Raw genomic sequence first — 26,256 nt, 5'->3', positions numbered from 1 at the left:
TTTAGAAAGAGGATAGGGGTTGTTTTTGCTGCCCCTGGCCATTGAAGTTACTATCCTTTAGCCAGTTTTCAAGGGCACGCTTGCGGTCAGGCCACTCCTTGTCTAATAGAGAAAACCAGGCGGTATCTCGGTTGCGTTTCTTATAGACTAGGGCTTGACGGAAGGTGCCTTCGTAGGTAAATCCCAGGCGTTTGGCAGCAGCTTGACTGGCTTGGTTGAGTGAGTCGCATTTCCATTCATAACGTCGATAGCCCAGTTCTTCAAACACATAGTTCATGAGAAGATAGTGGGCTTCTGTCGCCTGTCGGGTCCGTTGCAGTTGTGGAGAAAAGATAAGCCAGCCAACCTCGATGCTACGGTGATTTGGAACAATATTCATTAGTGCCAAGCTACCAATGGCTTGTTGGCTTTCCTGGTCCACAATAGCTAGATAATAAGGGTCAATAGAATCCAATATCGTCTGGAAATAGGCTTGAAAAGAGTCACGGTCTGCAAAGGGTTCAAGGGCCAAGTAGGTCCAGTCAGCTTTCTTGGCATTTGGTCCATAAAACTGATAGAGATCATCTGCATGGTGCAGGCTCAGTTTTTCTAAGCGGACTGTGTGTCCTTGTATCGTCTCCAGACTTGGTCGCTCACCACTGGTGTAATGTGGCAAGGGCATACCAATTTCTTGGCCGAATGAATTGATAGGCATGGTTCCCTCCTAATAATGCAAACTCCCCGCCACCCAGCCAGTTGCAAGACAGTAGGTGATATTAAAGCCGCCTGTATGGGCGTTGATGTCCAAGACCTCACCTGCAAAGTGGAGACCCGGGATTTTCTTGCTTTCCAAGGTTTTTGGATTGATTTCCTTGAGGTCAACGCCACCCTTGGTCACAAAGGACTTGGCCAATGACATCTTGCCCGTAATCTTAATCGGCATGGCTTTGAGAAGGGTGACTAGATTGGTCAGGTCTTTCTGGGAAACTTGTTTGACCTTGCAGTCGTAGTTTTCAGCGAAAAAGTCGGCTAGGCGGTCTGGCATGAGTTCAGACAGGGCATTCTTGACAGATTTTTCTCTGTTGTTTTCTAAATGTTCAAACAAGTCTTGTTCAGAATGGGTCGGCAGAGCATTGAGAAATGCGGTTTCGCCGCCTTTGACAAAACTAGACAGACGAAGGGCAGCGGGACCCGACAGGCCAAAGTGGGTAAAGAGCAGGTCGTGGGTGATGACGTGCTTGCCGTAGGTCAGGGTGACGTCGTCCAGGGAAATGCCTTGGAGCTTCTTGTGGGGGAAGTCGGTTAGGACAGGGCTTTCTGCGGCTTCAATCTCTGTGACTTCCAGCTTAAAGTGGCGGGCAATGTCGTGACCAAAGCCAGTCGAGCCAGTGGAAGGGTAGGTCTTGCCGCCGGTGGTGACAATGAGCTGGGGTGCCGTAAAGGTTTCCTCGCTGGTCTTGACATGGAAGAGGTCGTCCATCTTGCGAACGGACACCACCTCCGTACCTGTGCGGATGTCCACACCATTTTCCAACATTTTCATCTCCAGGCACTTGATAATGGTCTGGGAACGGTCGGTAGTCGGAAAGACACGGCCGTGGTCCTCCACCTTGAGCTTGACCCCATTTTCCTGAAAGAAATTCATGATGTCATGGTTGTCAAACTGGGAGAAGACGCTGTAAAGAAAGCGGCCATTGCCAGGAATGCCAGCTAGCAGGTCTTCTAGTGTACCGTTGTTGGTCACATTGCAACGTCCGCCGCCTGTGCCAGATAGTTTCTTGCCCAAACGCTTGTTTTTTTCCAGGAGCAGGGTCTTCTTGCCGTAAAAGCTGGAAGAAATAGCGGCCATCATGCCAGCAGGTCCCGCTCCGATAATAATGGTATCTACTGTATTCATGCCTTTATTGTATCATAAAATAGCAGAGCTGGTTGGCAGGTTACTCCCCTCTACTTATTTATTGGTCTAAATTTGACAGTTTAGGGTGCTTATGGTAATATTTTAATGATACAGTCAGTAGAAAAATCAAGTATTTGAGGATAATATGGGAATTGAAAAAACAGTCAGCGAATTGGCTGAGATTTTAGGTGTCAGCCGTCAGGCTATGAATAACCGGGTAAAATCACTTCCAGATGAGTTTGTTGAGAAGAATGATAAGGGCGTGACGGTGGTCAATCGTCAGGGTCTGGTCAAGCTGGAAGAGATTTACAAGACCACGATTTTTGAAGATGAGCCAGTCAGCGACGAAGTTCTTCACCGTGAAATGATTGAGATTGTCATCGATGGAAAAAATGAAGAAATCGAGCGCTTGTATGCCCAACTCAAGGTTAAGGATCAACAATTGGCTGAGAAAGATGAGCAGTTGCGGGTCAAGGATATCCAGATTGCGGAGAAGGATAAGCAGCTGGACCAACAGCAGCAGTTAACAGCCAAGGCTATGGCGGACAAGGAAGTTCTCAAGTTAGAATTAGACGAGGTTAAGGCCCAGGCGGAAGAGGTAAAACCGAAAGGTTTTTTTGCTAGATTATTTGGCAAATAGAGGGATCCTATTTTAGGAAATGTTCGGGAGTGACAAGTTGTCGCTCTCTTTTTTGCGACATAAAGGAGTGATTGTGGTAAGCTAGAAACAGATAATTTTCTGAAAATTTCGGAAACTATTCTAGAGGAGGTTGCTTTATGTCCTATTTTCAAAATTTTATGAAGGCCAATAAGGCCTATGTTGACTTGCATGGAACCCAGCATTTGCCCTTGCGTCCTAAGACCAAGGTGGCCATTGTGACCTGTATGGATTCGCGCCTGCACGTTGCCCAGGCCTTGGGGCTGGCTCTAGGGGATGCCCATATCTTGCGGAATGCTGGCGGACGTGTCACTGAGGACATGATTCGGTCTTTAGTCATTTCCCAGCAACAAATGGGAACGCGGGAGATTGTGGTTCTTCACCACACGGACTGCGGTGCGCAGACCTTTACCAATGAGGCTTTTGCGGAGCATATCCACAGGGAGCTGGGTGTGGACGTTGCTGGGCAGGATTTCTTGCCATTTACAGATGTGGAAGAGAGTGTTCGCGAGGATATGGAACTACTGCGGAAATCACCGCTCATTCCTGAGGATGTGGTCATTTCAGGTGCGGTCTATGATGTGGATACGGGTCGGATGACAGAGGTCAGCTAAGAACCTGTATTCACAGCTCGCCATCTTTAGCTAAAGCTAGTTTTCTGCTACTAAGCGTTCGTTTTTCTCGAAATACAGTCAGTATTCCAGCTCAAACGGCCTTGATTAGCAAAAAACTATCTCTTATCTACATGCACCTTACTTGTGAATATAGGTTCTAAGAGCAGAGTTGTGAAGTCGGATTATTTCCGGCTTTTTTTGTAAAAATACTTGACAGTCATTCGGAGTTGATGTAGAATTGTTTTATAAAAATAATACAAAGAAACAAAGGAGTCCTCTCATGTCTGATAATCGTATGAAATACACAATTGATAGCAATATGCAATTTCCTTTGGTGGAAATTGCCTTAGAGGCTGGAGAGTCGGCTTATATTCAACAGGGGAGCATGGTTTACCATACACCCAGTGTGACCTTAAATACTAAGCTCAATGCCCGCGGTGGTTCAGGATTCGGTAAGTTGCTGGGAGCTATCGGTCGCTCCATGGTGTCGGGTGAGTCTATGTTTATCACCCAGGCTGTATCTAATAGCTATGACGGGAAAATCGCCCTGGCGCCGTCCACACCTGGTCAAGTTATTGCCCTTGAGTTAGGTTCCAAGCAGTACCGCCTTAATGATGGAGCCTTTCTGGCTTTGGATGGTTCTGCTCAATATAAGATGGAACGCCAAAGTGTGGGCCGTGCCTTCTTTGGTGGCCAAGGCGGACTCTTTGTCATGACTACAGAAGGCGAGGGTACACTTTTGGCAAATGCCTTTGGTTCCATCAAGAAAATTGAGCTAACAGGTGGAAGCATCACCATCGATAATGCTCACGTGGTAGCCTGGAGTCGTGACCTCAACTATGATATTCACATGGAAAATGGTTTTCTCCAGTCTATCGGGACAGGCGAGGGAATTGTTAATACCTTCTCGGGCTACGGTGAAATCTATGTACAAAGCTTGAATATTGAAACCTTTGCCCAAGTCATCGGCAGCCATATTGTCACAGGTGGCGATGGCGGTGGTGGTAGCACTTCCTTGCTCGATGCGATTTTTTAAGACTCAACCAGCTGCGGCTGGTTTTTTGCTTGTCTTTCATCACCACTTACCAGTCATTTTTTACCACTTACTGAAAAGCCCTTGCCTTAACACCATAGCCTGATATAATAGGTATATCAAATGAAAGGGAGGTCGTATGAAAGTTCGGATTGAATTAGATGACAGCTTAGAACAAGTCGAAGTGATTATCAGAAGCAATCAGTTGGGACCAGAGTTGGAACAAATCCAGCAAGCATTGAGTCGCCTGAGCCGTCCTAGCCTGGTTTTTTACAAGGGCACTAGTGAGTATTTCTTGAAACTAGAAGACCTACTCTTTTTTGAAACCGATGGCACCAAGCTGATGGGGCATACTAGAGATGACGCCTATGAAGTCAAGATGAAGCTCTATGAACTGGAAGATTGTCTCCCTGCTTATTTTTGTCGGGTTTCCAAGTCAACCATTGCAAATAGCAAGGCCGTTTATTCGCTGGACAAATCCTTTTCAGGAACTAGTCGGATTTCCTTCTATCAGACCCACAAGGAAGTACACGTGTCGCGGCATTATTATCATTTATTAAAAGAAAAGTTACGAGAAGTGAGGTAGAGAGATGAAAAAATATGGTTTAGGGATTGCCCTGCTGGTCCTAGCAGTCTTGGTCCTAGTTAGGGATTCACTGGGTTTGCATTTGGCTCTGCCATTTTGGACAACGGTCTGGTTTGTTTTAACCTTTGTGACTGGTTTTCACCGCTTGGTGAAGCTGGATTGGCTTGCCAGTATCTTTTGTTTTGGTCTAGCTTTTATAGCGGTGAACTCAGTTTATGATTGGGTGGAATTTGGGACCTGGAACATGGTTCTGTCACTTGTCCTGCTCTGCCTTGGCTTGAAACTGATTTTTAAACCCAAGAAGCGCAGACCGGCTCATGGAGTTGGTACAGGAGTGATTGGCGATAAGGGACGGGAAATAGCTTTTGGCTCCTCTACTCGCTACATTCATGAGGAAAATTTTACCTACGATAGTGTGGAAGTGGCCTTTGGCTCCAGTATGGTTTATTTTGATCAGGCGGTTATTCTGGGAGATAAGGCTGAATTTCATATAGATGCAGCTTTCTCATCAGTTAATCTTTATCTGTCTGCTAACTGGCAGGCGGTCGTGGAGCTAGATAGTTCCATGTCTGCTGTCAATAACTATGCAACTGGTATGGGAGAAAAGATGCTACATATCACAGGAGATATGGCCTTCTCCACTTTGAATATCTATTACACCTAGAGTGAACAGAGAGCAGTCTATCCAGGCTCCTCTGTAGGATAAAAAATCTGAATATTCTGGAAATTATTCAAAAGAAAGGGATTATCATGAAAAAGATTTTGAAAAATACTACTTACCTATGGGTACTGACTGCGGATATGCTGTCCAATTTTGGCGATGTGGTCTATTATCTGGCCTTGATGAACTATGTTTTGCTGGTGCCCAACAGCCGTCTGGCTCTGGCGATTGTGACCTTCTCGGAAATCTTCCCTAGCTTTATGGGACTCTTTACAGGCTATTTGGCAGATAAGACAGTCAACAAAATCGGCACTATCAAGCTGACCCTTCTCTTCCGTGTCCTTCTCTACCTCATCCTCGGATTCTGCATGGGCTTTGAGCCAGCCCTCTGGATTGTCGTGGTGGCTGCAACTTTCAATGTCTTTGCAGACTTCGCCGGCTTCTATGAAAACGGCCTCTATACACCTCTGGGATTACGCGTAGCGCCCAAGGAAGAGCGGGAGCAGTACTCGGCCTTTCGCCAGACCGTGACCAGCCTCCTCAACATCGCCTTTCAGGCCCTCTCTGCCCTCTTGGTCGGCCTCCTCTCCTACCAAAACCTGGCCTTTCTCAACGCCGGCACCTTTTTAGCCGCCCTCCTCATTATGCAGCTGCTGACACCAGCCTTTCGCAAACTCCTGACGGAGCAGCCTTTGAAAATAGCAGAGCAGCCGAGCCAGACTGAGCAAAAAACCAAAGGACCGGGCATTCTAGCTTCCTTCAAGCAAGCCATCGTGGAGCTTCGCAAGATTCCCGAGTTCCGTCTGGTCCTGATTACCAGCCCCCTTATCAATGCCTGTGGAGCGATTCTCTATCCTATTCTGGTCCTCTTGATTAGCGAAGACCCAGGCCTCGTCTTCCTTAATGTTGAAACGACTCTTGCCCTGACCATTTTGATTTTCTTTGTTGGCAATATCTTGGGTTCGACCTTGGTCTTTAGCCTCTTCAAAAAGACCAGCATGGTGACGCTGGAAGTGGCAGCCACTTTCTCTCTTCTTGGCGTTTTTGTCGGAATGTTGCTACATCAACTGCCAATTATTTTCTTCTTCCTTACTACAATGGGAATTAGCTTTGGGGCTAGTGGTCCCAAGTTTAATGCCAAGTTTGTCAACTCCATGCCAGAGGAGCAACTGGCAACTATCGGCGGTGCAGTATCGACCTACTTTATGCTGGGTCAGGCTTTTGTTCGCCTACTTGTTTCAGGTCTGGTCTTGGTATTGGCCGTCGATCAGATTAGCGGTCTTTTCCTATCAGCTACTGGAATCTTAGTCCTATACGTCCTCTACTGGCTGGCCCGCAAGCAAAAAACACCTCAAAATCAGTCTGCTTAGGCTGATTTTTCTGTTATCTGCGGGGCAACTATGCTATAATGTTCTTGATTGAAATTTTACAGGAGAGAAACATGACTAAACCAATTCGTGTGCGTTATGCACCAAGTCCAACAGGGCTACTACACATCGGTAATGCCCGTACAGCTTTATTTAACTATCTTTTTGCCCGTCATCACGGTGGTGACTTTATCATCCGTATCGAAGATACTGACCGCAAACGTCATGTGGAGGATGGTGAGCGTTCTCAGTTGGAAAACCTACGTTGGTTGGGGATTGATTGGGATGAAAGCCCAGAGACACATGAGAACTACCGTCAGTCAGAGCGTTTGGAACTTTATCAACAATATATTGATCAACTCTTGGCTGAAGGTAAGGCCTATAAATCTTATGTGACCGAAGAAGAGCTGGCAGCAGAGCGTGAGCGCCAAGAAGCAGCTGGGGAAACACCACGTTATATCAATGAGTTTCTAGGCATGTCTGAGGATGAAAAAGCAGCTTACATCGCAGAGCGTGAAGCAGCTGGCATCGTTCCAACAGTCCGCTTGGCTGTCAACGAAGCAGGCATCTACAAGTGGAATGACATGGTTAAGGGCGAGATTGAGTTTGAAGGTGGCAACATCGGTGGTGACTGGGTTATCCAGAAACGTGACGGTTACCCAACCTACAACTTTGCCGTGGTGGTGGATGATCATCTGATGGAAATCTCGCACGTTATCCGCGGAGATGACCATATCGCCAACACACCTAAGCAACTCATGGTCTATGAAGCACTTGGTTGGGAAGCACCAGAGTTTGCCCACATGACCTTGATTATCAACTCTGCAACCGGTAAAAAATTGTCCAAACGTGACACCAATACCCTTGCCTTTATCGAAGATTACCGCAAAAAAGGCTACCTGCCAGAAGCTGTTTTCAACTTTATCACACTTTTGGGTTGGACTCCTGGTGGTGAGGAAGAAATCTTCTCCAAAGAGGAGATTATCCAACTCTTTGATGAAAAACGCCTCAGCAAGTCTCCTGCTTCCTTCGATCCGAAAAAGTTGGCTTGGATGGGCAATGAATACATCAAAAAAGCTGATTTGGAGACCATTTTCAACCTTGCTAAACCATTCTTGGAAGAGGCTGGTCGCTTGACAGACAAGGCAGAAAAATTGGTGGAACTTTACAAGCCACAAATGTCATCTGCGGATGAAATCGTTGGTTTGACAGACCTTTTCTTCTCTGATTTTCCAGAATTGACGGATGAAGAAAAAGAAGTCATGGCAGGTGAGACTGTTCCGACTGTCCTCAATGCTCTTAAGGAAAAATTGGAAGCCATGACGGACGAAGATTTCCAACCAGATAACATCTTCCCGCAAATCAAGGCTGTTCAAAAAGAAACAGGCATCAAGGGCAAAAACCTCTTCATGCCAATCCGTATCGCCGTTTCAGGCGAAATGCACGGACCAGAGTTGCCAAATACCATTTACCTGCTCGGTCGTGAAAAATCTATCCAGCATATTGAGAATATGTTAAGGAGTTTGTAATGAAATAATCCCCGCTGTCCTGTGATAGCGGGGATTTGTTATAGTTATCAGTTATAAACGTTGCGTTGAAAACGATATAAGAGTTTTCTGAAAATCCATGATATGATAGAATAATCACAAGAATTTAGGAGAGTGTATGGAAAATCATAATTTTGAAAATCAAGGGACCTTTAATCGCGAGATGAACAGTCGTCATTTGCAGATGTTGTCTATCGGTGGGGTAATCGGAACTGGTTTATTCTTAAGTTCAGGCTATACCATTGCACAGGCTGGGCCATTTGGAGCTATTGCGGCCTATCTATTTGGAGCTGTCATGGTTTACTTGGTCATGTTCTCTTTAGGTGAATTGTCGGTTGCAATGCCGGTGACTGGATCTTTCCACACCTATGCGACCAAGTTTATCAGTCCAGGTACTGGTTTCATGGTGGCCTGGATGTATTGGCTCTGCTGGGTCGTTGCTCTGGCCTCGCAGTTTGTTGGGGCAGCCCAGCTCATGCAACGCTGGTTTCCTAGTGTGCCAATTTGGGTTTTTGCGACGATTTTTGCAGTTATTGTCTTTGGTTTGAACACCCTATCTGTTGGCTGGTTTGCCAAGGCGGAGGATGCACTCTCGTCTATCAAGGTCTATGCCATAGCAGCTTTTATCGTGCTTGGGACTTTGGCTATTTTTGGTATTTTGCCATTTGAGGGAACCAAAGCTGCGCCGCTATTTAACAATATCACAAGTAACGGCTTACTTCCTAACGGTCTGGTTGGTTTTATCACGGTCATGCTGTCTGTTAACTATGCCTTTTCAGGTGTGGAAATGATCGGAATTGCGGCAGGTGAAACAGATAATCCCAAGAAAGCTGTACCGCAAGCCATTAAATCGACAATCGGTCTCTTGGTCATCTTCTTTGTCCTAACAATCGTTGTTTTGGCAGCCCTACTTCCTATGTCAGAAGCAGGTGTGACAGAAGCACCGTTCGTACTTGTCTTGGACAAGATAGGTTTTCCTTATGCTGCTGACATTATGAACTTTATCATCTTGACAGCTATCTTATCGGCCTCAACTTCAGGACTTTACGCTTCAAGTCGTATGCTTTGGTCCTTGGCCAATGAAGGCATGATCAGTAAGGAATTGGTGAAGATTAACAAGCACGGTGTGCCTATGCGTGGCATGATCTTGTCCATGATTGGTGTTGTGATCGCCTTGATTGCCTCAATTTATGCAGAAGATACCATCTTCTTGGCCCTGGTTTCTATCGCTGGTTTTGCGGTTGTCATTGCATGGTTGGCTATTCCGCTTGCACAAATCGGTTTCCGTCGTGAATTTTTAAAGAATCACAGCGAAGATGAATTGGAATACAAGACGCCCTTCTCACCGACCTTGCCATGGATTACGGTTGTTCTGCTGGTTATTTCCATCATCGGAATCGGCTGGGATCCTTCACAGCGTGCCGGTCTATACTTCGGTGTTCCTTTCATGATTGGCTGCTATATTTATCACTATATCCGCTTTAAAAAGTGGTAGGAGGAGAGTATGGGTCGTTTTAAAGAACTATTAGAACAAAAGGAATACATTATTTTGCACGGTGCTCTGGGAACAGAATTAGAGTTTCGAGGTCATGATGTATCGGGCAAGCTATGGTCTGCCAAGTATCTATTGGAAAATCCCCAGTACATCAAGGATATTCATAAGGACTACGTTCGTGCTGGGGCAGACTTGGTGACAAGCTCCACCTATCAGGCGACCTTTGAAGGATTAGCAGAAGTTGGCTTGTCACAAGCAGAGGCAGAGGAACTCATTCGCTTGACCGTTGATTTGGCGAAGGAAGCGCGTGATGAGGTCTGGACAGAATTATCTGAAGCTGAAAAAGTACAACGAACCTACCCTCTCATTTCAGGTGATGTGGGTCCCTACGCTGCCTATTTGGCCAACGGTGCTGAATACACGGGTGACTATGGCAACATTAGTCTGTCAGAGTTAAAAGACTTCCACCGTCGCCGAATTGAGCTTCTCTTAGAACATGGGGCTGAGCTCTTGGCTTTGGAAACCATTCCCAATGTTCTTGAAGCACAAGCCTTGGTAGAGTTGCTGGCAGAGGATTTTCCAGAGGCTGAAGCCTATATTAGTTTCACCTCGCAGGATGGTCAGTCGATTTCTGACGGAACATCAATTGAGAAAATAGCAGAGCTGGTTAACGGCAGTGAGCAGATTTTAGCAGTTGGTCTTAACTGTACAGCTCCTTCGCTGTTCACAGCTTTCCTTAGCAAGTTAAGAGAGAAAACGGATAAACCATTTGTGACTTATCCGAATTCTGGGGAAGTCTATGATGGAGCCACTCAAACTTGGAAGGAAAAAGCAGACGATAGCCATTCCCTTCTGGATAATACACTTGAATGGCACAAACTGGGTGCCAAGGTAGTTGGAGGGTGTTGCCGTACCCGACCAGCTGATATAACTAGCCTAGTTGCAGGTTTGAAATAAAAGTATCCCCGCTGTCACATGACGGCGGGGATTTGTCTGTTAGGGGAATTTAGCTTTCTAAAAATAGCCTCTCCACATAGCCTTTCTGCCTTGGAATGACGAGCTCTGTTTCCAGGAAATCTTTCAACTTTTCTTGTGGGACCCAGATGTAGTTGCTGGTTTCTTCGGCTTGGAGTTGGATAGCAGCTTTGTCCCAGTCGGTTTCAGCCCAGTAGCAGTGGAAGATACACTGGTCATCATGGGCGACAAAGTGTGTATGGTGGCGGAGTTGGTCAGCTGTCAGCTCAATGCCTGTCTCTTCGCGGACTTCGCGTAAAATAGCCTGCTCTGCTATTTCCCCAAACAATGCCGAACCTCCTGCTGTCGCTTCATAATAGTCAGGGTAGGAGGGCTTGGTGCTGTCGCGTTTCATGAAGAGGGTGCTGCCGTCGTGGTGGCGGATGATGCACTCGACGACTAGGTGGTAGAGGCCGTCGGGAATGGCTTCTCCTCGTGTGAGGGTGTGGTCGGTCAAGTGACCGTCGGCTGTGTAGGCGTTCCAGATTTCCATAGCTTGCTCCTTTTCTATCTTTCTATTATAGCATAGGAAGTTTTTCTGTGAACTTGTACGGACAAGTGTGTGGTATAATGGGCAGACGAAAGAAAAGGAGAAATCTTATGCAACCTATTATTCCTCATCTCTGGTATGATACAGAGGCAAAAGAAGCGGTGGCTTTTTATGTGGACCTCTTCGGTGGCAATGTTGACTGGACCTACACCATTACGGATACGCCTTCGGGTGATTCTGATTTGATTCAGTTTCAACTGGGCGATATGACCTTGGCGGCTATTAGTGCGGGTCCATACTTTAAGCTCAATGAGTCCATGTCCCTCATGGTCAATGTAGCCAACAAGGATGAAGTGGCACGTTTGTACCAAGCCTTGTCAGAAGGTGGTCGTATTCTCATGCCTTTGGGAGAGTATCCCTTCAGCCCTTACTATGTCTGGTTGGAAGACCGCTTTGGTCTGTCTTGGCAACTGTCTTATGCACCCGACTTGGACAAGCCTTATCAGTTTGACATCTGCCTGCTCTTCTCTCAGGATCAGGTTGGTTTGGCCCAGCCAATGTTGGACTACTACAAGGACAAGCTCCCTCAGGCTAGTGTCGGTCAACTTTCCTACTATGGTGAAGGGGAGGCTGCTGTTGAGGCTGCCAAACTGAACTATGCGGAACTTCTCGTCGGTGGACAGAAACTGATTGTCATGGACCACGGCTACGGTGGTGAAGCTTCATTCAACGAAGCCTTCTCGCTCATGGTCTATGTGGATAGTCAGGATGAGCTCAATTTCTATTATGACCTCCTATCAGCAGTGCCAGAGGCGGAAATGTGCGGTTGGGTCAAGGACCAGTTTGGGATTTCTTGGCAGATTGTACCGCGTATGTTGATGGCAGCATACGATACGGCTAGCCCAGAAACTATCAAGGCTGTTAATGATGCAGTGTTGACCATGAAACGTCTAGATTTCGCAACTATTCAAACGATATTAAATTAGTCAAGATTGGCAGGAACTGGATAGCAGTTTCTGTTTTTTTATTAGACAAGAATGAATTGGCTCGGTTTTTGGTATAATGAAAGAAAGTAGAGGGGAGACGATATGAAAGCAATAGAAAGACGAAAGCGCATTTTATCATTTTTACAGGCAACATCTCAACCACTTTCAGCGAATTACCTAGCAAAAGAATTTGGAGTGAGCCGTCAGGTGATTGTGGGAGATATAGCCCTGCTTCGAGCAGAGGGGGATCTGGTTTTGGCGACTCCGAGAGGCTACCTACTGCAGTCCTCTCTGGCGCCTCTTGAAGGTGCTTATATTCGTAAAATAGCTTGTCAACATGGACCAGAAGATGTTGAAAAAGAGTTGACTATCCTATTAGAGGGAGGAGCTCAAATCCTTGATGTCGAAATTGAACATCCTATTTACGGTCTATTATCTGGCAAACTAAATATTACCAGTTTTGAAGATCGGGACCGTTTTTTAGATGATTTGAGTCATTATAAAGGAGTACTATTGAGTAATTTAACAGAAGGAGTTCATACTCATACTGTCTCATTTCCCTCGGTTCAAGCCTACCAAGAACTTTCTTTGGTATTAAAGGCTGCAGGAATTTTGCTAGAAAATCAATAAAACATTACAGGTGTCTTGACACCTGTAATGTTTTGGTTTATAATCGAACCTATAGAAAGAGAGGTTCCTTATGTCCCAATTAACACTATCATCTAAAAGTTCCGTCAAGCAGCTTTCCATTAGTGCGATTCTTACTGCATTTGCTATTTTGATTCCATTGATAATGCCGATTAAAATTGTTATTGGTCCAGCATCCTACACACTTGCTAGTCATATTCCCTTGTTTATTGCAATGTTTATTTCACCAGCAACGGCCATATTGGTAGCATTGGGCTCCAGTCTAGGCTTCTTTTTAGCAGGATTTCCTATTGTCATCGTATTTCGTGCATTAACCCACTTGATTTTTCTTACTCTGGGAGCTTTTTTAATAAAACGATTTCCAAGTTTTATGGACACCAAGCGTTTCTTCCTATTAGGGATTGGTCTCAATCTACTTCATGGCTTAGGGGAGTATATTGTAGTTATGGCCCTGACTTCGGGCGGGCAGACTTCAGATACTTATTGGATGACTATGCTTGGCTTAGTTGGTCTAGGTTCTGCACTTCATGGATTGCTCGATTTTAGTTTGGCATATTATTTTTGGAAAATCTTGAAAGAACGGAAAATTTATCAACCTTAATATGAGTTGAGATAAAATATAGTCTAGAAGTCGGAGAAAAATCTCTGGCTTTTTCTTGTTTTTTCTGTAAATGTACGAGATTTATTCAATTTTTTTAAAAAATGTGTATAAATATGTTGCAAAAAGTATAAATATACACTATAATAGTCACTAAGTTTTATTTGCTAATTTAAATAGAAATGAGAATGATTATGACGAAAGAAAAATTAATCCTAGCCTATTCAGGTGGTTTGGATACTTCGGTTGCTATTGCATGGTTGAAGAAGGATTATGATGTTGTCGCTGTCTGCATGGACGTGGGTGAGGGTAAGGATTTGGAATTTATCCATGACAAGGCCTTGTCGATCGGTGCGGTTGAGTCCCATGTTATCGATGTTAAGGAAGAGTTTGCCTATGACTACGTGCTTCCTGCCCTCCAAGCTCAAGCCTACTATGAGCAAAAATACCCATTGGTATCCGCTCTCAGCCGTCCTTTGATTTCTAAAAAACTGGTTGAAATTGCTCACCAGACTGGCGCGACGACTATTGCCCACGGTTGTACCGGTAAGGGAAATGACCAGGTTCGTTTTGAGGTGGCAATCGCTGCCCTGGATCCAAACTTAAAGGTTGTGGCTCCGGTTCGTGAATGGCACTGGTCTCGTGAGGAAGAGATTATCTTTGCCAAGGAAAATGGTGTGCCGGTTCCAGCTAATTTGGACAGCCCTTACTCAATCGACCAAAACCTTTGGGGTCGTGCCAATGAGTGTGGTGTCTTGGAAAATCCATGGAACGAGGCGCCAGAAGATGCATTCGGTATCACGACTGCTCCAGAAAAGGCACCAGATACGCCTGAATATGTCGAAATCGAATTTAAGGCTGGTGTACCTGTTGCCGTCAATGGAGAAGAGCTGAGCCTGGCTAATTTGATTCAGAAACTCAATGTGATTGCGGGTGCCCATGGTGTTGGTCGTATCGACCACGTTGAGAACCGTTTGGTGGGTATCAAGTCGCGTGAAATCTACGAGTGCCCAGGTGCCATTACCCTCTTGACAGCTCATAAGGAAATTGAAGATTTGACCCTGGTTCGTGAAGTAGCTCACTTCAAACCAATCATTTCCAATGAATTGTCAAACTTGATTTATAACGGTTTGTGGTTCAATCCAGCGACAGATGCCTTGAAGGCTTACTTGAAACAAACCCAGTCAGTGGTAAACGGTACTGCCAAGGTTAAATTGTTCAAGGGTACAGCTCAAGTCGTTGCTAGAAAATCACCAAACTCACTTTATGATGAAAATCTTGCAACCTACACAAGTGCAGATACCTTTGACCAGGCAGCAGCAGTCGGCTTTATCAAGCTCTGGGGCTTGCCAACCAAGGTAAATGCGGAAGTACATCACCAAAACCAATAGGAGATTTTGATGGAAAAGAAATTATGGGGCGGTCGTTTTGAGGCCAGCTTGGAGGCCTGGGTAGAGGAATTTGGTGCCTCTATCCGCTTCGACCAGAAACTAGCCAAGTTTGATATTCAAGGATCCATTGCCCATGTGACCATGCTGGGTCAGACAGGTATCATCGAGCAGGCTGAAGCAGACACTATCAAGGCTGGTCTGGAAGAGCTCTTGGCTGAGTATGAGACTGGTCAGCTGGAATTCGACGTGACCAACGAAGACATCCACATGAACATGGAATCGCTCTTGACGGAAAAAATCGGTCCAGTGGCTGGCAAGCTCCACACGGCTCGTTCACGGAATGACCAGGTCGCGACAGACATGCACCTCTATCTCAAGGACAAGCTCCATGAGGTGATTGAGAAATTGGCCAATCTACGTCAGGTCTTGGTCCATTTGGCTGAGGAACATGTGGAGACCATTATGCCGGGCTATACGCACTTGCAGCATGCCCAACCCATTTCTTTTGGTCACCATCTCATGGCCTACTATCAAATGTTCACCCGTGACAGCGAGCGCTTTACTTTCAATATCCAGCATGCGGACATGTCACCGCTGGGCGCAGCGGCCCTTGCAGGAACTACTTTTCCCATTGACCGTCAACTGACTTCTGATTTGATGGGCTTTGCCAAACCTTACAGCAATTCATTGGATGCGGTGTCTGACCGTGATTTCATCTTGGAATTTTTGTTCAATAGCTCTATTCTCATGATGCATGCTTCTCGTTTATGCGAGGAAATCATTAACTGGTGTTCCCATGAGTACCAATTTGTCACCCTATCGGACACCTTCTCAACAGGTTCCTCTATCATGCCGCAGAAGAAAAATCCTGATATGGCAGAGTTGATCAGAGGAAAATCGGGTCGGGTAGTGGGCAATTTGGTTGGTTTACTGACCGTCATGAAGGCTCTGCCATTGGCCTACAACAAAGACCTCCAGGAAGATAAAGAGGGCATGTTTGACACGGCGGAGACCATTACAGTTGCCATTGACATACTGGCCGGTATGCTGGAATCCATGACCGTTCACAAGGATAGAATGGCTGTTTCAACCGAGAAAGACTTCTCCAATGCGACTGAGTTGGCAGACTACTTGGCCAGCAAGGGAATGCCTTTCCGCCAGGCCCATGAAGTGGTCGGCAAGCTAGTCTTGGAATGCACCAAGGCTGGTCACTACTTGCAGGATATTCCGCTGAAACGTTACCAAGAAGTGACGGACTTGATTGAGGAGGACATCTACCAGGCCCTGCAATCTCGTACAGCGGTGGAACGCAGAACCTCACTGGGTGGGACAGGATTTGAGTCAGTTCAACACCAAATTCAGCAAGCGACAGCGGAATTAAACCCAGATAAATAATGAAAAATGCCTCTAAACGTGATGTTTATTGGCTTTTTTGAATTTTATGGTATAATAGAGGTAATTTTGAAAGATGGAGTGACAGTTTGAGAAAAAGCTACCGTGTCAAGCGCGAACGAGATTTCAATGATATTTTTTCCAAGGGACACAATGTTGCCAATCGACGCTTTGTGGTCTACCGTTTAGCCAATCAAAAAGAGCATTTTCGTGTAGGTTTATCTGTCAGCAAGAAGTTAGGAAATGCCGTCACACGCAATAAAATCAAGCGTCGCCTGCGGCATGTTCTGCTTGAATTGAAAAAAGATATACAGGCAGAGGATTTTGTCATCATTGCCCGTAAGGGTGTGGAGGAATTGACCTACCAAGAAATCAAGAAGAATCTGCTCCATGTTTTGAAACTTGCGAAACTCTACCAGGAAGGTGTTGAGATTGAAAAAGAAAATTAAATGGGCGGGCCTCTTGACCCTGTCCCTTGTCGTGTTAGCAGCCTGTGGAAATCAAGCCAGCAACCAATCTTCGGGTGCCTGGGATTCACTCATTGAGTGGTTTGCCAGCATCATCCAATTCTTGTCTATCAATGGTCATATCGGTATTGGGATTATCCTTTTCACTATCTTGATTCGGACCTTATTGTTGCCACTCTTTCAGATTCAGGCAAAATCCTCTCGCAAGATGCAGGAAATTCAGCCGCAGCTGAGAGAGTTGCAGGAACGCTATCCAGGCAAGGATATGGAAAGCCGCCAATTATTGGCTGAAGCGACCCAGCGTCTTTACAAAGAAAACGGCGTCAGCATGGGGTCATCCTTTATACCGCTTTTGATCCAGATGCCCATTCTTTTGGCTCTTTTCCAAGCCCTGACTAAGGTGGATGCTCTCAAGGTTGGCCAGTTTCTCTGGATGAACTTGGGGCAGCCGGACCCGTACTTTATCTTGCCGATTCTGGCAGCGGTCTTCACCTTCCTTAGTACCTGGTTGACCAATAAGGCTGCGCCAGAGAAAAATGGTGCTCTGACCGTGATGATGTACGTCATGCCGTTTCTCATTTTCTTCTTTGCCGTGACGTCAGCTAGCGGGGTTGCCCTTTATTGGACCGTGTCCAACGCTTACCAAGTTGTTCAAACCTTGATTTTCAATAATCCTTTTAAAATCATAGCAGAGCGTCAAGCTAAGATTGATGCAGAGAAAGCGCGCCAGGCTAAAATTAGGAAAGCTCAGAAAAAAGCCCAGAAAAAGAAATAGGATAGTAGGAGAGAAAAGATGAAATTTACAGGTGCAAATGTTGAAGAAGCCATCCAAAATGGTTTGGCAGAATTAAATATCCCTCGTAAGAAGGCACATATTACTGTCGTTGCTCGTGAGAAAAAAGGTTTCCTTGGTTTTGGTAAGAGACCAGCGGTCGTCGATATTGATGTTATCAATGAAACAACGGTTGTCAAGGCTAACCAGAAGGCTGTTCGTGGCGTTCCAGATGAAATCAACGAGCAAAACGAGCCAGTGAAAAGTGTATCAGAAGCGACGATTGACCTTGGTAAGGTTGTTGCCGCTGTTAAGGAATACGAAAAGTCTGGTGAGGTCTTAGAGGATGATATCAAGGCTCAGATTCTGAAAAATGAAAAAGAAGCGACTACGATTTTAGAAGAAACAGGTCGTATCGAAATTTTGCCAGAAGAACTCCTGCAACCGGCCACTGCAGAAGAGACAATTGAAGTAGTTGTTGAAACTCCTGAGGCTACTGAGGAGACAGAGCCTGTTTCAAAATCGGAAGAGTTTTTCGACTTAGACATTAAAATCGAGTACCAGCATGACATTGAGCAGGTGGTGGCAGAAGTATCAGCTTACGTGCAGGAAATCTTGGATGACATGGACGTTGAGGCACGGATCGAGACCAGCCATAATCGCCGTACCATCAACATTCAGGTTGATACAAATGAGCCTGGTCGTGTAATCGGCTACCACGGCAAGGTCTTGAAGGCGTTGCAATTGTTGGCGCAGAACTTCCTCTACAACCGCTATGAGCGCAATTTCTACATCAGTATCAACGTTAATGACTATGTGGAACATCGTGCAGAAGTCTTGCAAGGCTACGCTCAAAAATTGGCGGAGCGGGTCCTGGCAGAACAAGAGGCCTATCACACAGATCCGATGTCTAGCAGTGAGCGCAAGATTATCCACCGGATTATTTCCAAAATGGACGGCTTGACCAGCTATTCTGAAGGTAGCGAGCCTAACCGCTATGTGGTCGTGGACATTGAAGGACACAACGATTAAAAGAGGTTTAGCCTCTTTTTTTCACACTCCTTACTGAAAATAGGTCAAAATGCCTTGACAAACAGTCAGAATTCTTATAAAATAGTTTGGTATGTTTAGTAACTGATCAAAACTAGCCGGCTAAACGAATACAAGAATCTAAGAGGAGGTATTCATCGTGAAACGTACTTTTCAACCAAGTAAAATCCGTCGTGCTCGTAAACACGGATTCCGTAACCGTATGTCAACTAAAAACGGCCGTCGTGTATTAGCAGCTCGTCGTCGTAAAGGACGCAAAGTGCTTGCAGTGGCATAAGAAGTCGAATGTAAAACCAGCAGAAACTCGAGTCTGCTGGTTTTTTCTTTTTTAATAATAAACAGATAGGTGAGATGGAAGGACCGAGATACGAATAGGAAGACGATCTCCCTCGTCTCCATCAATGTTGATTTGTAGGTCCCCATCGAGAAGTTTGATTTCCCCTTCCTTGAAGGTTTCATAACCCAGGCTATTACTTTCTTCTGTGACGCCGCCCATCAGCTGAGGAATGGCAGATACCGTATTTAAGAAGTGGCTATCTTTCAGATAGAGCAGGTGTAAAAGGCCGTCATCTACCTTGGCATCTGGAAGAAGGGTTTCAAACCCACCAATGGAATTAGTCAGTCCAATCAGGATGGTTGTCGAGGCAATTTCCTTAGTCTCACCGTCTAATTGAATCTGAAACTCATAGCGTTGGTTGTTTATCAATTCCTTGAAGCCATTGATGAAATAGGCCATCTTCCCATAGCGGGTTTTCTCATCTGGATCAACATTATTGATAGCTTGTGGAATAGCGCCGATTGCCACGACATTCATAAAGTAGCTATCGTTGACCTGGCCAATATCAAGAGGGCGCTTACGGTTCGGATCAAATTGTTTAATAGCTTGCGCTGGATCAAGGGGAATTCCCAAGGCTCGCGCTAAGTCGTTGACCGTACCTAGTGGGAAAAATCCAAAATTCGGTCGATATTCTTCCTTAGCCAGACCACTGATGCCCTCGTTAACTGTCCCATCTCCGCCCATGACAAAGACACTGTCAAAACCTTCTTGTGCAGCCTCCTTGACGAATTGGCAAGCATCTCCGCCTTTTTGAGTTTCTTTTATAAGGACTTGGTTAAAATATTCCTCCAATTTGACCTGGGCCAAGTCTCTAAACTCCAGGGCACGTTCCCCACCAGAACTAGGATTCACTACTAATAAAGCTTTTTTCATGCGAGTCTCCTTTCAAGAATATAGTTTACCTTTATATTATAAGGTATTTGGACTGTGATTGCAAAGAGGAGCTCCTTGTCACGTGAATTCAATATATCAAAAAACAATTAAAAGTGATATACTAGGATATTATAAGGAGGAATCGATATGGTAACAAAAGAAGAAGCAGTCCAATTGTTACAGGACATGATACAGATTAATACAGAAAATGACAATGAAGAAGAACTGGCTCGCTATATTCAAGAGTTTTTATCTGCTCATGGCATCGAGAGCGAGTTAGTGGAATTTGCGCCAAGACGTGCCAGTTTAGTAGCGGAAATTTCAAATGGGCCTGGGAAAAAATTGGGTCTAACTGGTCATTTGGATGTTGTCAGTGCTGGAAATGCCGAGGATTGGACCCATTCTCCTTTTTCAGGTTTCGTTGATGAAAACAAGATTCTTTGGGGACGGGGAGCTTCAGATATGAAGTCGGGTCTTGCAGCTCTTGTTCTGGCTATGGTTGCCCTCCATGAATCACAAGACTATTCAGGGACCATTCGATTGTTGGCGACTGTTGGTGAAGAAGTTGGAGAATATGGTTCCAAGCAGCTAACGAAGCTGGGCTATGTGGATGATTTAGATGGTATGCTAATTGGAGAACCTTGTAATATTGGGATTATTTATGCTCATAAAGGATCGTTGAACTACAAGGTCACTTCCAAGGGTACGGCAGCCCATTCTTCCATGCCAGAACTCGGGAACAATGCCATTGAGCACCTCAATCATGCTATGCTGAAGATATCAGAAGCTATTGCACAAGAAGCAACAAAGCATACTGATCCAGAGTTAGGGCAAACCTTTCATAATATTACGGTGGTAACTGGGGGCCAACAGGTGAATTCTATTCCCGATTGGGCAAGTTTTGAAGCTAATGCCAGGACAATCCCTGCTTTTGATAACCAAGACGTAATTCGAACAGTCAAGGAAGTGATTGAAGAGCTGAATGAGCAAGAAGGATTTGATTTAAGTATAGAGGTGACTGCTGATCAAAAACCAGTTGTTAGTGATAAGAATTCTCCACTCATTCAGTCTATTTTGAAAGTACAGCAGCAGTTTCCTAGTTTACAGGTTCCTGCCCAGTTGAAGCAGATGGAAGAGGTTTTAGGAGGTGACCTGTCAGGACAAAACGATCTGCCAACCACCTTAGTCCCTCTAGCGGTGTCGGGAACAACCGATGCAGCCCAATTTACTCTGTCGGAGAAAACGTTTGACGTGGCCGTTTATGGCCCAGGCATTCCCATGCTCAATCACAAGATTGATGAACGTTTACCGGTGGAGCAGTACTGGGATTTTATTGCGATTTATCAAGCCATTCTATCTGACTATCTTTCATAATTGGAATGTTTGCTGGATACTGATGAAAGATAAAACTGTTATAGGCGTCATCTGTTTATACTCTATTCAAAAATATAATATACTAGAGACAGAAAAGATCTCACAGGATTTAAGGACGGCCAGCTTGAAGAATGACCATAAAAGAAAGCATCGGACAGGGTTCGGTGCTTTTTCTCAGCCAAATACAGAGGTGGCTTATGGTATAATGGTAGAAAAGAAAGAGAAGTATGATGATAGACATATTTGATACCCACACCCACCTCAACGTCGAGCAGTTTGACGGTCGGGTCCAAGAAGAACTAGATTTTGCCAAGGAGATGGGGGTCACCCTCCACAACGTCGTCGGTTTTGACCGAGCAACCATTGACAAGGCTATGGAGCTTGCTGATCAGCATCCTGAAATCTATCTGACATTGGGCTGGCATCCGACTGAGGCTGGCACTTATGATGAAGAAGTTGAACGTTATCTACTCAAGGCTCTTAAGCATCCCAAGGTCATTGCCCTGGGGGAGATTGGGCTGGACTACTACTGGATGACGGCAGATAAGGAAACCCAGGCCCATATCTTCAAGCGACAGATGGAGTTGGCCAAGCAGTTGGATTTGCCCTTTGTGGTTCATACTCGTGATGCTTTGGAAGATACCTACCAGATCATCAAGGAAGTCGGCGTCGGTCCGCGCGGAGGCATTATGCATTCCTTCTCTGGCACGCTGGAGGAGGCTCAGGCCTTCATGGAACTGGGCATGCACATCTCCTTCTCGGGAGTGGTGACCTTCAAAAAAGCCGTCGAACTTAAGGAGGCGGCGCAAGCATTGCCCCTAGAAAAAATCCTGGTCGAAACGGACGCACCCTACTTGGCGCCTGTTCCCAAGCGTGGTCGGGAAAATCGCACCGGCTACACCAGATATGTGGTGGATATGCTGGCCCAACTTCGCAACCAGTCGGTCGAAGAGGTGGCGAGAGCAACCTACGAGAATGCAAGGAGCTTGTTCAGAATTGACTCAGAAAATTAAGATTCAAGAAGTCCTCGTTGTCGAGGGCAAGGATGATACGGCAAACTTGAAAAGGTTTTACGAGGTAGATACCTACGAAACCAGAGGCTCTGCCATATCAGACGATGACTTGGAACGCATTGAGAAACTCCATGACCTGCGTGGCGTCATTGTCTTTACTGACCCAGACTACAATGGCGAGCGGATTCGGAAGATCATTATGCAGACCATTCCCACAGTCAAACACGCCTTCTTACAGCGGGACGAGGCTGCCCCCAAGTCCAAAACAAAAGGACGATCCCTGGGGATTGAGCACGCCAGCTTTGAAGACTTGGAAAAGGCCCTGGCGGGCGTTCGTGGCTACTATGATGATGAAAAAAACTTTGACATCAGCAAGTCAGACCTGATTCGCCTAGGCTTGCTTATGGGGGGCGACAGCCGCAAGCGGAGAGAACATCTGGGAGAGAAGCTCCGTATCGGCTACTGCAACGGCAAGCAACTCCTCAAACGCTTGGAGCTGTTTGGGATAAGTTTGGTGGAAGTGGAGGAGTGTATGGTGAGCTATCATGGATAGAGTTTACGCTGTTAAGTGCTTGGTAAAAAACGAGTTTGAGCCTACTTATGAGAATTACTCATCTTATGAAGAAGTGACCTATTTGCTGCCGGCTGATGTCCTTGTTTGGGAGGATGAGCAGGTTGATAAGAACAAACTAGCAGACTATTTGCGTGGTTCAGTTGAAGATGGCTATGTCAATGCGGATGGGATTTGGAAACAGAGTCGTTTGTTTCATATTGCTGGTGTGCAAGAAATGGACGACAGGGTAGAGTTTGATGGACCAGCCGTGGAAGTCTATCGCTGGTTTTACAATTTTAAACGTCTAGTTACTGAGGAAGAATTTTTGAATCTCTATTATTTTGATGATTTGGGGAGATAGGGAATGTCTAGACGAGAACAAGTTGTCTTAACCAATATGTGTATGATTAGCGAGGGTCAGCGGGTGTTGGTCCAGGAACGAAAGTCAGCAAAGTGGCCGGGAATCACATTTCCTGGAGGGCATATCGAGCCAAATGAGTCGCTTATTGCCTCTGTCATTCGTGAAATCAAGGAAGAAACGGGTTTAACTGTATCCAATCTCGAACTCTGTGGCATTCAAAACTGGACGGATCCTACTGACCAGTATCGCTATCTGGTATTTTGCTACAAAACCAACCAGTTTTCAGGTGTTCTCCAATCTTCTGATGAGGGAGAAGTCTTTTGGATTGATCGTGCGGACCTGAAGAATGTTCAGCTGGCAGACGGTTTTGAAGCTATGTTGGAAATCTTTGAACAGCCACAGCTGACGGAGAATTTCTACTGGTTTGAAGATGGTGAGTGGAAGGTGGAGAATAAGTGAGTTTAGCGAAGCAAACTGCCGATTGACTTGACAATTTCACTTAAAAAGCCTACAATAAAAACAGAAAGGTCACCAAGTTTTCACCTGATGACCCATAGGACCGTTTTAAAGACGGGACGTATTTGTAGATAACAGAAAAACCGCTACTTACAGACCTGTCAAAGTTGGAAGTGCGGTTTTACTGTTTATTTTTTTCGTTGAAATGTTAAAATAGCCAGTAAAAGAATGCCAAAGTTTATCATTAGCTCAATTGCCTCATAAACTGACATCGACGGTCACCTTTCTAAGGAGTTGTGCCATGGCCTCACCTCCTGCATCAGATTTCCGTCCCGCCTTCGGAACTTCCCTACACTAGATTAATTCGGAAAACAACAAGTATTTTGTTCCGCTTTTTTAAAATAAAAGGCAAAAAATGAGAAACACGCATAAGAATTGATGAAGAGTTGTACAATAAGTTTGACAACTCTTTTTTTCTATGCTATAGTAAGCCTAGAAATGATGAGAGGTATTGCTTATGGAAGCTATTGTATATTCCCATTTTCGAAACCACTTAAAGGACTATATGAAAAAGGTCAATGACGAGTTTGAGCCCTTGGTCGTGGTTAATAAAAATCCAGAGGAAGATATTGTTGTACTCTCAAAGAGTGAGTGGGATAGTTTACAAGAAACCCTTGCTGTTGCTCGGAACACTTATCTGTCCCAAAAAGTTCTACGTGGTATGGCTCAAGTCAAAGCGGGACAAACTCAAGAACGAAACCTGATAGAGGCTGACTAGCATGGGAATCCATTTTACAGAGGATGCTTGGGAAGACTATCTTTATTGGCAGGGTCAGGATAAGAAAACACTGAAGCGAATCAATAAGATTATCAAGGATACGCAACGACATCCTTTTGAAGGCATTGCCAAACCAGAACCTTTGAAGTATGATTATCAGGGTGCCTGGTCGAGACGGATTGATGCGGAGGATCGGTTGATTTATATGGTAGAATCCGACCAGTTGTATATCTTGTCGCTAAAGGACCATTATAAGTGAGGATAGAATGGAGACTATCTAGTAACCGTTGGTAAAATCAAGATTATGAACTCAGAATAATGTGAAGATACGATGGGAGATGTATATGAGTAATACTATAGACAAGGCATGGGAGTATTTTTTTGAAGGAAAAATAGTAGAAGCAAAGCAGTTGATTGAGGAAGATTATCGGGTTGAGACTTGTTTGGAATATGCTGTTCTCAATTTATTTGCCTACATTTATCTTGACGAACAAAACTTTGAAAAAGCTTTATTAGCTTGTCAACGCTACATTCAACTATCTCGCAATGAAAAAGACGTGGAGCAAGAGCATATCGGTTTGCACCAACTTGCCATGGTCTATCGGAGTCAAGGTAACTTTGAGAAGGCTTTGGAGTTAATTGAGGAAGAGGCTAAGTTGCTAGCAACTGATTTTTCAGAAGACAAATTGAAATGGTCGGTTAATGAGTATGAGCAAGGCTATTTGCGATTGCAATTAGGAGAGCTAGAATCTGCTCTGCATTTTATGAAACGAAGTTTAGAGAATGCTTTGATGACAGATGACCTCATTGCCCAAGCTTGTGCCTATCGAGGTTTGGGGGAAATCTATGCTACAAGCAGAATAACTGACTTAGCTGAACAAGCATTTATGCAATCCATTACTGCTTTTGAAGAAGCAGATGATGATATTGGGGTGGAAGAAGTTAGAGAATTAATGACTACCTACAGAATTATTTAGAAAGAACACACATGAGAATCGCAGACAAAAACGTTACTCGTGCCGTCCTGGAACGTCACGGGTTTACCTTTAAGAAATCCTTCGGTCAGAACTTTTTGACCGATACCAATATTTTACAGAAGATTGTGGACACGGCAGAGATTGACCAGAATGTCAATGTCATCGAAATCGGTCCTGGAATCGGGGCCTTGACAGAATTTTTAGCAGAGAGTGCTGCTGAGGTCATGGCCTTTGAAATTGACGACCGCCTGATTCCGATTTTGGCGGATACCTTGGGTCGCTTTGACAATGTAACCGTAGTCAACCAAGACATCCTAAAGACCGATCTGCAGACCCAGATTCAGAACTTCAAGAATCCAGATCTGCCCATCAAGGTCGTGGCCAATCTGCCTTACTACATCACCACCCCCATCCTCATGCACCTGATTGAGAGCAAGATCCCCTTCAGCGAGTTCGTGGTTATGATGCAGCGGGAGGTGGCCGACCGCATCTCTGCCGAGCCAAACACCAAGGCCTATGGTAGCCTGTCCATTGCGGTCCAGTACTACATGACTGCCAAGGTGGCCTTCATCGTGCCTCGCACTGTCTTTGTGCCCGCTCCAAACGTGGATTCCGCCATTCTCAAAATGGTCCGTCGTGACCAACCCTTGGTTAGTGTCAAAGACGAAGATTTCTTCTTCCGGGTGTCCAAGGCCAGCTTTGTTCACCGCCGCAAGACCCTGTGGAACAACCTGACCAACCATTTTGGCAAGTCCGAAGAGGTCAAGGATAAGCTGACGCAGGCACTTGGCATGGCAGAGCTGGAAGCCAGTGTCCGTGGAGAAGCGCTTTCTATGGCTGACTTCGCACGTCTGTCTTACAGCCTGCAGGAAGTCGGTTTATAAGCAAG

At 45.3% G+C, this 26,256-nt stretch carries 31 protein-coding genes; 27 read left to right on the top strand and 4 right to left on the bottom strand.

Annotated elements, in window-relative coordinates; translation table 11 throughout:
• Position 1 precedes the first annotated feature (1 nt).
• Together NQZ91_06455 and NQZ91_06450 are read right to left on the bottom strand one after the other, a co-directional pair.
• The gene (locus NQZ91_06455; GenBank protein ID UUM57047.1) at positions 2-694 is read right to left on the bottom strand and encodes a GNAT family N-acetyltransferase; all 693 of its coding nucleotides are present in this window, start codon (positions 692-694) and stop codon (positions 2-4) included.
• 9 nt (positions 695-703) lie between these two features.
• On the bottom strand, positions 704-1,876 hold the full coding sequence (locus NQZ91_06450) for an NAD(P)/FAD-dependent oxidoreductase (protein UUM57046.1): 1,173 nt from the start codon (positions 1,874-1,876) through the stop codon (positions 704-706).
• Between the two features lie 145 nt (positions 1,877-2,021).
• Here NQZ91_06450 and NQZ91_06445 point away from each other — a divergent pair, with 145 nt between their 5' ends.
• From NQZ91_06445 to mmuM, 9 genes are all read left to right on the top strand, one after another.
• A complete protein-coding gene (locus NQZ91_06445; GenBank protein UUM57045.1) occupies positions 2,022-2,516 on the top strand; it encodes a DUF536 domain-containing protein in 495 nt (164 codons plus the stop codon).
• 137 nt (positions 2,517-2,653) lie between these two features.
• On the top strand, positions 2,654-3,148 hold the full coding sequence (locus NQZ91_06440) for a carbonic anhydrase (GenBank protein UUM57044.1): 495 nt from the start codon (positions 2,654-2,656) through the stop codon (positions 3,146-3,148).
• 280 nt (positions 3,149-3,428) lie between these two features.
• Positions 3,429-4,184: a TIGR00266 family protein gene (locus tag NQZ91_06435; protein ID UUM57043.1), complete on the top strand. Its 756-nt coding sequence runs from the start codon at positions 3,429-3,431 to the stop codon at positions 4,182-4,184.
• A 136-nt stretch (positions 4,185-4,320) separates the two neighbouring features.
• Positions 4,321-4,767 (top strand): LytTR family transcriptional regulator, encoded by a 447-nt coding sequence (locus NQZ91_06430; GenBank protein ID UUM57042.1) that lies wholly within the window; start codon positions 4,321-4,323, stop codon positions 4,765-4,767.
• 4 nt (positions 4,768-4,771) lie between these two features.
• A complete protein-coding gene (locus NQZ91_06425) occupies positions 4,772-5,431 on the top strand; it encodes a hypothetical protein (GenBank protein ID UUM57041.1) in 660 nt (219 codons plus the stop codon).
• Positions 5,432-5,517: 86 nt separating this feature from the next.
• Positions 5,518-6,798, top strand: a complete 1,281-nt coding sequence (locus NQZ91_06420; GenBank protein UUM57040.1) for an MFS transporter — start codon at positions 5,518-5,520, stop codon at positions 6,796-6,798.
• 71 nt (positions 6,799-6,869) lie between these two features.
• A complete protein-coding gene (gltX, locus tag NQZ91_06415) occupies positions 6,870-8,324 on the top strand; it encodes a glutamate--tRNA ligase (GenBank protein ID UUM57039.1) in 1,455 nt (484 codons plus the stop codon).
• A gap of 136 nt (positions 8,325-8,460) precedes the next feature.
• The gene (locus NQZ91_06410) at positions 8,461-9,837 is read left to right on the top strand and encodes an amino acid permease (protein UUM57038.1); all 1,377 of its coding nucleotides are present in this window, start codon (positions 8,461-8,463) and stop codon (positions 9,835-9,837) included.
• A 9-nt stretch (positions 9,838-9,846) separates the two neighbouring features.
• Entirely contained in the window at positions 9,847-10,794 is a 948-nt protein-coding gene (mmuM, locus tag NQZ91_06405) for a homocysteine S-methyltransferase (protein ID UUM57037.1), read from the top strand.
• 49 nt (positions 10,795-10,843) lie between these two features.
• Here mmuM and NQZ91_06400 read toward each other — a convergent pair whose 3' ends face one another.
• Positions 10,844-11,344 carry an NUDIX domain-containing protein gene (locus NQZ91_06400; GenBank protein UUM57036.1) on the bottom strand — a complete coding sequence of 167 codons (501 nt, stop codon included), beginning with the start codon at positions 11,342-11,344 and terminating at the stop codon, positions 10,844-10,846.
• 107 nt (positions 11,345-11,451) lie between these two features.
• Between NQZ91_06400 and NQZ91_06395 the strand changes: the two genes are divergently transcribed.
• The 9 genes from NQZ91_06395 to rpmH all read left to right on the top strand — a co-directional run bounded on the left by NQZ91_06395 (position 11,452) and on the right by rpmH (position 18,922).
• Positions 11,452-12,327, top strand: coding sequence for a VOC family protein (locus NQZ91_06395; GenBank protein ID UUM57035.1), 876 nt, complete (start codon positions 11,452-11,454; stop codon positions 12,325-12,327).
• A gap of 102 nt (positions 12,328-12,429) precedes the next feature.
• The gene (locus tag NQZ91_06390; GenBank protein ID UUM57034.1) at positions 12,430-12,957 is read left to right on the top strand and encodes a transcription repressor NadR; all 528 of its coding nucleotides are present in this window, start codon (positions 12,430-12,432) and stop codon (positions 12,955-12,957) included.
• Positions 12,958-13,027: 70 nt separating this feature from the next.
• The gene (locus tag NQZ91_06385) at positions 13,028-13,576 is read left to right on the top strand and encodes a hypothetical protein (GenBank protein ID UUM57033.1); all 549 of its coding nucleotides are present in this window, start codon (positions 13,028-13,030) and stop codon (positions 13,574-13,576) included.
• Between the two features lie 191 nt (positions 13,577-13,767).
• Entirely contained in the window at positions 13,768-14,964 is a 1,197-nt protein-coding gene (locus tag NQZ91_06380; protein UUM57032.1) for an argininosuccinate synthase, read from the top strand.
• Positions 14,965-14,973: 9 nt separating this feature from the next.
• A complete protein-coding gene (gene argH / locus NQZ91_06375) occupies positions 14,974-16,359 on the top strand; it encodes an argininosuccinate lyase (protein UUM57031.1) in 1,386 nt (461 codons plus the stop codon).
• Positions 16,360-16,445: 86 nt separating this feature from the next.
• Entirely contained in the window at positions 16,446-16,805 is a 360-nt protein-coding gene (gene rnpA / locus NQZ91_06370; protein UUM57030.1) for a ribonuclease P protein component, read from the top strand.
• Positions 16,789-17,598: a YidC/Oxa1 family membrane protein insertase gene (locus tag NQZ91_06365; protein UUM57029.1), complete on the top strand. Its 810-nt coding sequence runs from the start codon at positions 16,789-16,791 to the stop codon at positions 17,596-17,598. Before rnpA ends, NQZ91_06365 begins: the two co-directional genes overlap by 17 nt.
• Before the next feature lie 18 nt (positions 17,599-17,616).
• Positions 17,617-18,627, top strand: a complete 1,011-nt coding sequence (locus tag NQZ91_06360; protein ID UUM57028.1) for a protein jag — start codon at positions 17,617-17,619, stop codon at positions 18,625-18,627.
• 157 nt (positions 18,628-18,784) lie between these two features.
• On the top strand, positions 18,785-18,922 hold the full coding sequence (gene rpmH, locus NQZ91_06355) for a 50S ribosomal protein L34 (protein ID UUM57027.1): 138 nt from the start codon (positions 18,785-18,787) through the stop codon (positions 18,920-18,922).
• 51 nt (positions 18,923-18,973) lie between these two features.
• Here the strand turns inward: rpmH and NQZ91_06350 are convergent, their stop codons facing one another.
• Complete coding sequence (locus NQZ91_06350) at positions 18,974-19,855, bottom strand: diacylglycerol kinase family lipid kinase (GenBank protein ID UUM57026.1); 882 nt, start codon at positions 19,853-19,855, stop codon at positions 18,974-18,976.
• Positions 19,856-20,002: 147 nt separating this feature from the next.
• Here NQZ91_06350 and NQZ91_06345 point away from each other — a divergent pair, with 147 nt between their 5' ends.
• From NQZ91_06345 to rsmA, 9 genes are all read left to right on the top strand, one after another.
• Positions 20,003-21,229 carry an ArgE/DapE family deacylase gene (locus tag NQZ91_06345; protein ID UUM57025.1) on the top strand — a complete coding sequence of 409 codons (1,227 nt, stop codon included), beginning with the start codon at positions 20,003-20,005 and terminating at the stop codon, positions 21,227-21,229.
• A gap of 230 nt (positions 21,230-21,459) precedes the next feature.
• Positions 21,460-22,242: a TatD family hydrolase gene (locus tag NQZ91_06340; GenBank protein ID UUM58829.1), complete on the top strand. Its 783-nt coding sequence runs from the start codon at positions 21,460-21,462 to the stop codon at positions 22,240-22,242.
• Positions 22,205-22,795: a ribonuclease M5 gene (gene rnmV / locus NQZ91_06335; GenBank protein UUM57024.1), complete on the top strand. Its 591-nt coding sequence runs from the start codon at positions 22,205-22,207 to the stop codon at positions 22,793-22,795. Before NQZ91_06340 ends, rnmV begins: the two co-directional genes overlap by 38 nt.
• A complete protein-coding gene (locus NQZ91_06330) occupies positions 22,788-23,156 on the top strand; it encodes a hypothetical protein (protein UUM57023.1) in 369 nt (122 codons plus the stop codon). Before rnmV ends, NQZ91_06330 begins: the two co-directional genes overlap by 8 nt.
• A gap of 3 nt (positions 23,157-23,159) precedes the next feature.
• Positions 23,160-23,615, top strand: a complete 456-nt coding sequence (locus tag NQZ91_06325) for an 8-oxo-dGTP diphosphatase (protein ID UUM57022.1) — start codon at positions 23,160-23,162, stop codon at positions 23,613-23,615.
• Between the two features lie 514 nt (positions 23,616-24,129).
• Positions 24,130-24,390, top strand: coding sequence for a type II toxin-antitoxin system Phd/YefM family antitoxin (locus NQZ91_06320; protein ID UUM57021.1), 261 nt, complete (start codon positions 24,130-24,132; stop codon positions 24,388-24,390).
• Position 24,391: 1 nt separating this feature from the next.
• Positions 24,392-24,649, top strand: coding sequence for a Txe/YoeB family addiction module toxin (locus tag NQZ91_06315; protein ID UUM57020.1), 258 nt, complete (start codon positions 24,392-24,394; stop codon positions 24,647-24,649).
• An 85-nt stretch (positions 24,650-24,734) separates the two neighbouring features.
• Positions 24,735-25,367: a tetratricopeptide repeat protein gene (locus NQZ91_06310; protein ID UUM57019.1), complete on the top strand. Its 633-nt coding sequence runs from the start codon at positions 24,735-24,737 to the stop codon at positions 25,365-25,367.
• 11 nt (positions 25,368-25,378) lie between these two features.
• A complete protein-coding gene (rsmA, locus tag NQZ91_06305) occupies positions 25,379-26,251 on the top strand; it encodes a 16S rRNA (adenine(1518)-N(6)/adenine(1519)-N(6))-dimethyltransferase RsmA (GenBank protein ID UUM57018.1) in 873 nt (290 codons plus the stop codon).
• Positions 26,252-26,256: the final 5 nt, after the last annotated feature.

It is taken from the genome of Streptococcus suis (assembly GCA_024583055.1).
Classification (GTDB): domain Bacteria; phylum Bacillota; class Bacilli; order Lactobacillales; family Streptococcaceae; genus Streptococcus; species Streptococcus suis_V.
The sequence above is the reverse complement of the archived record's forward strand: the minus strand, read 5'-3'. Positions and strand labels throughout refer to the sequence as shown.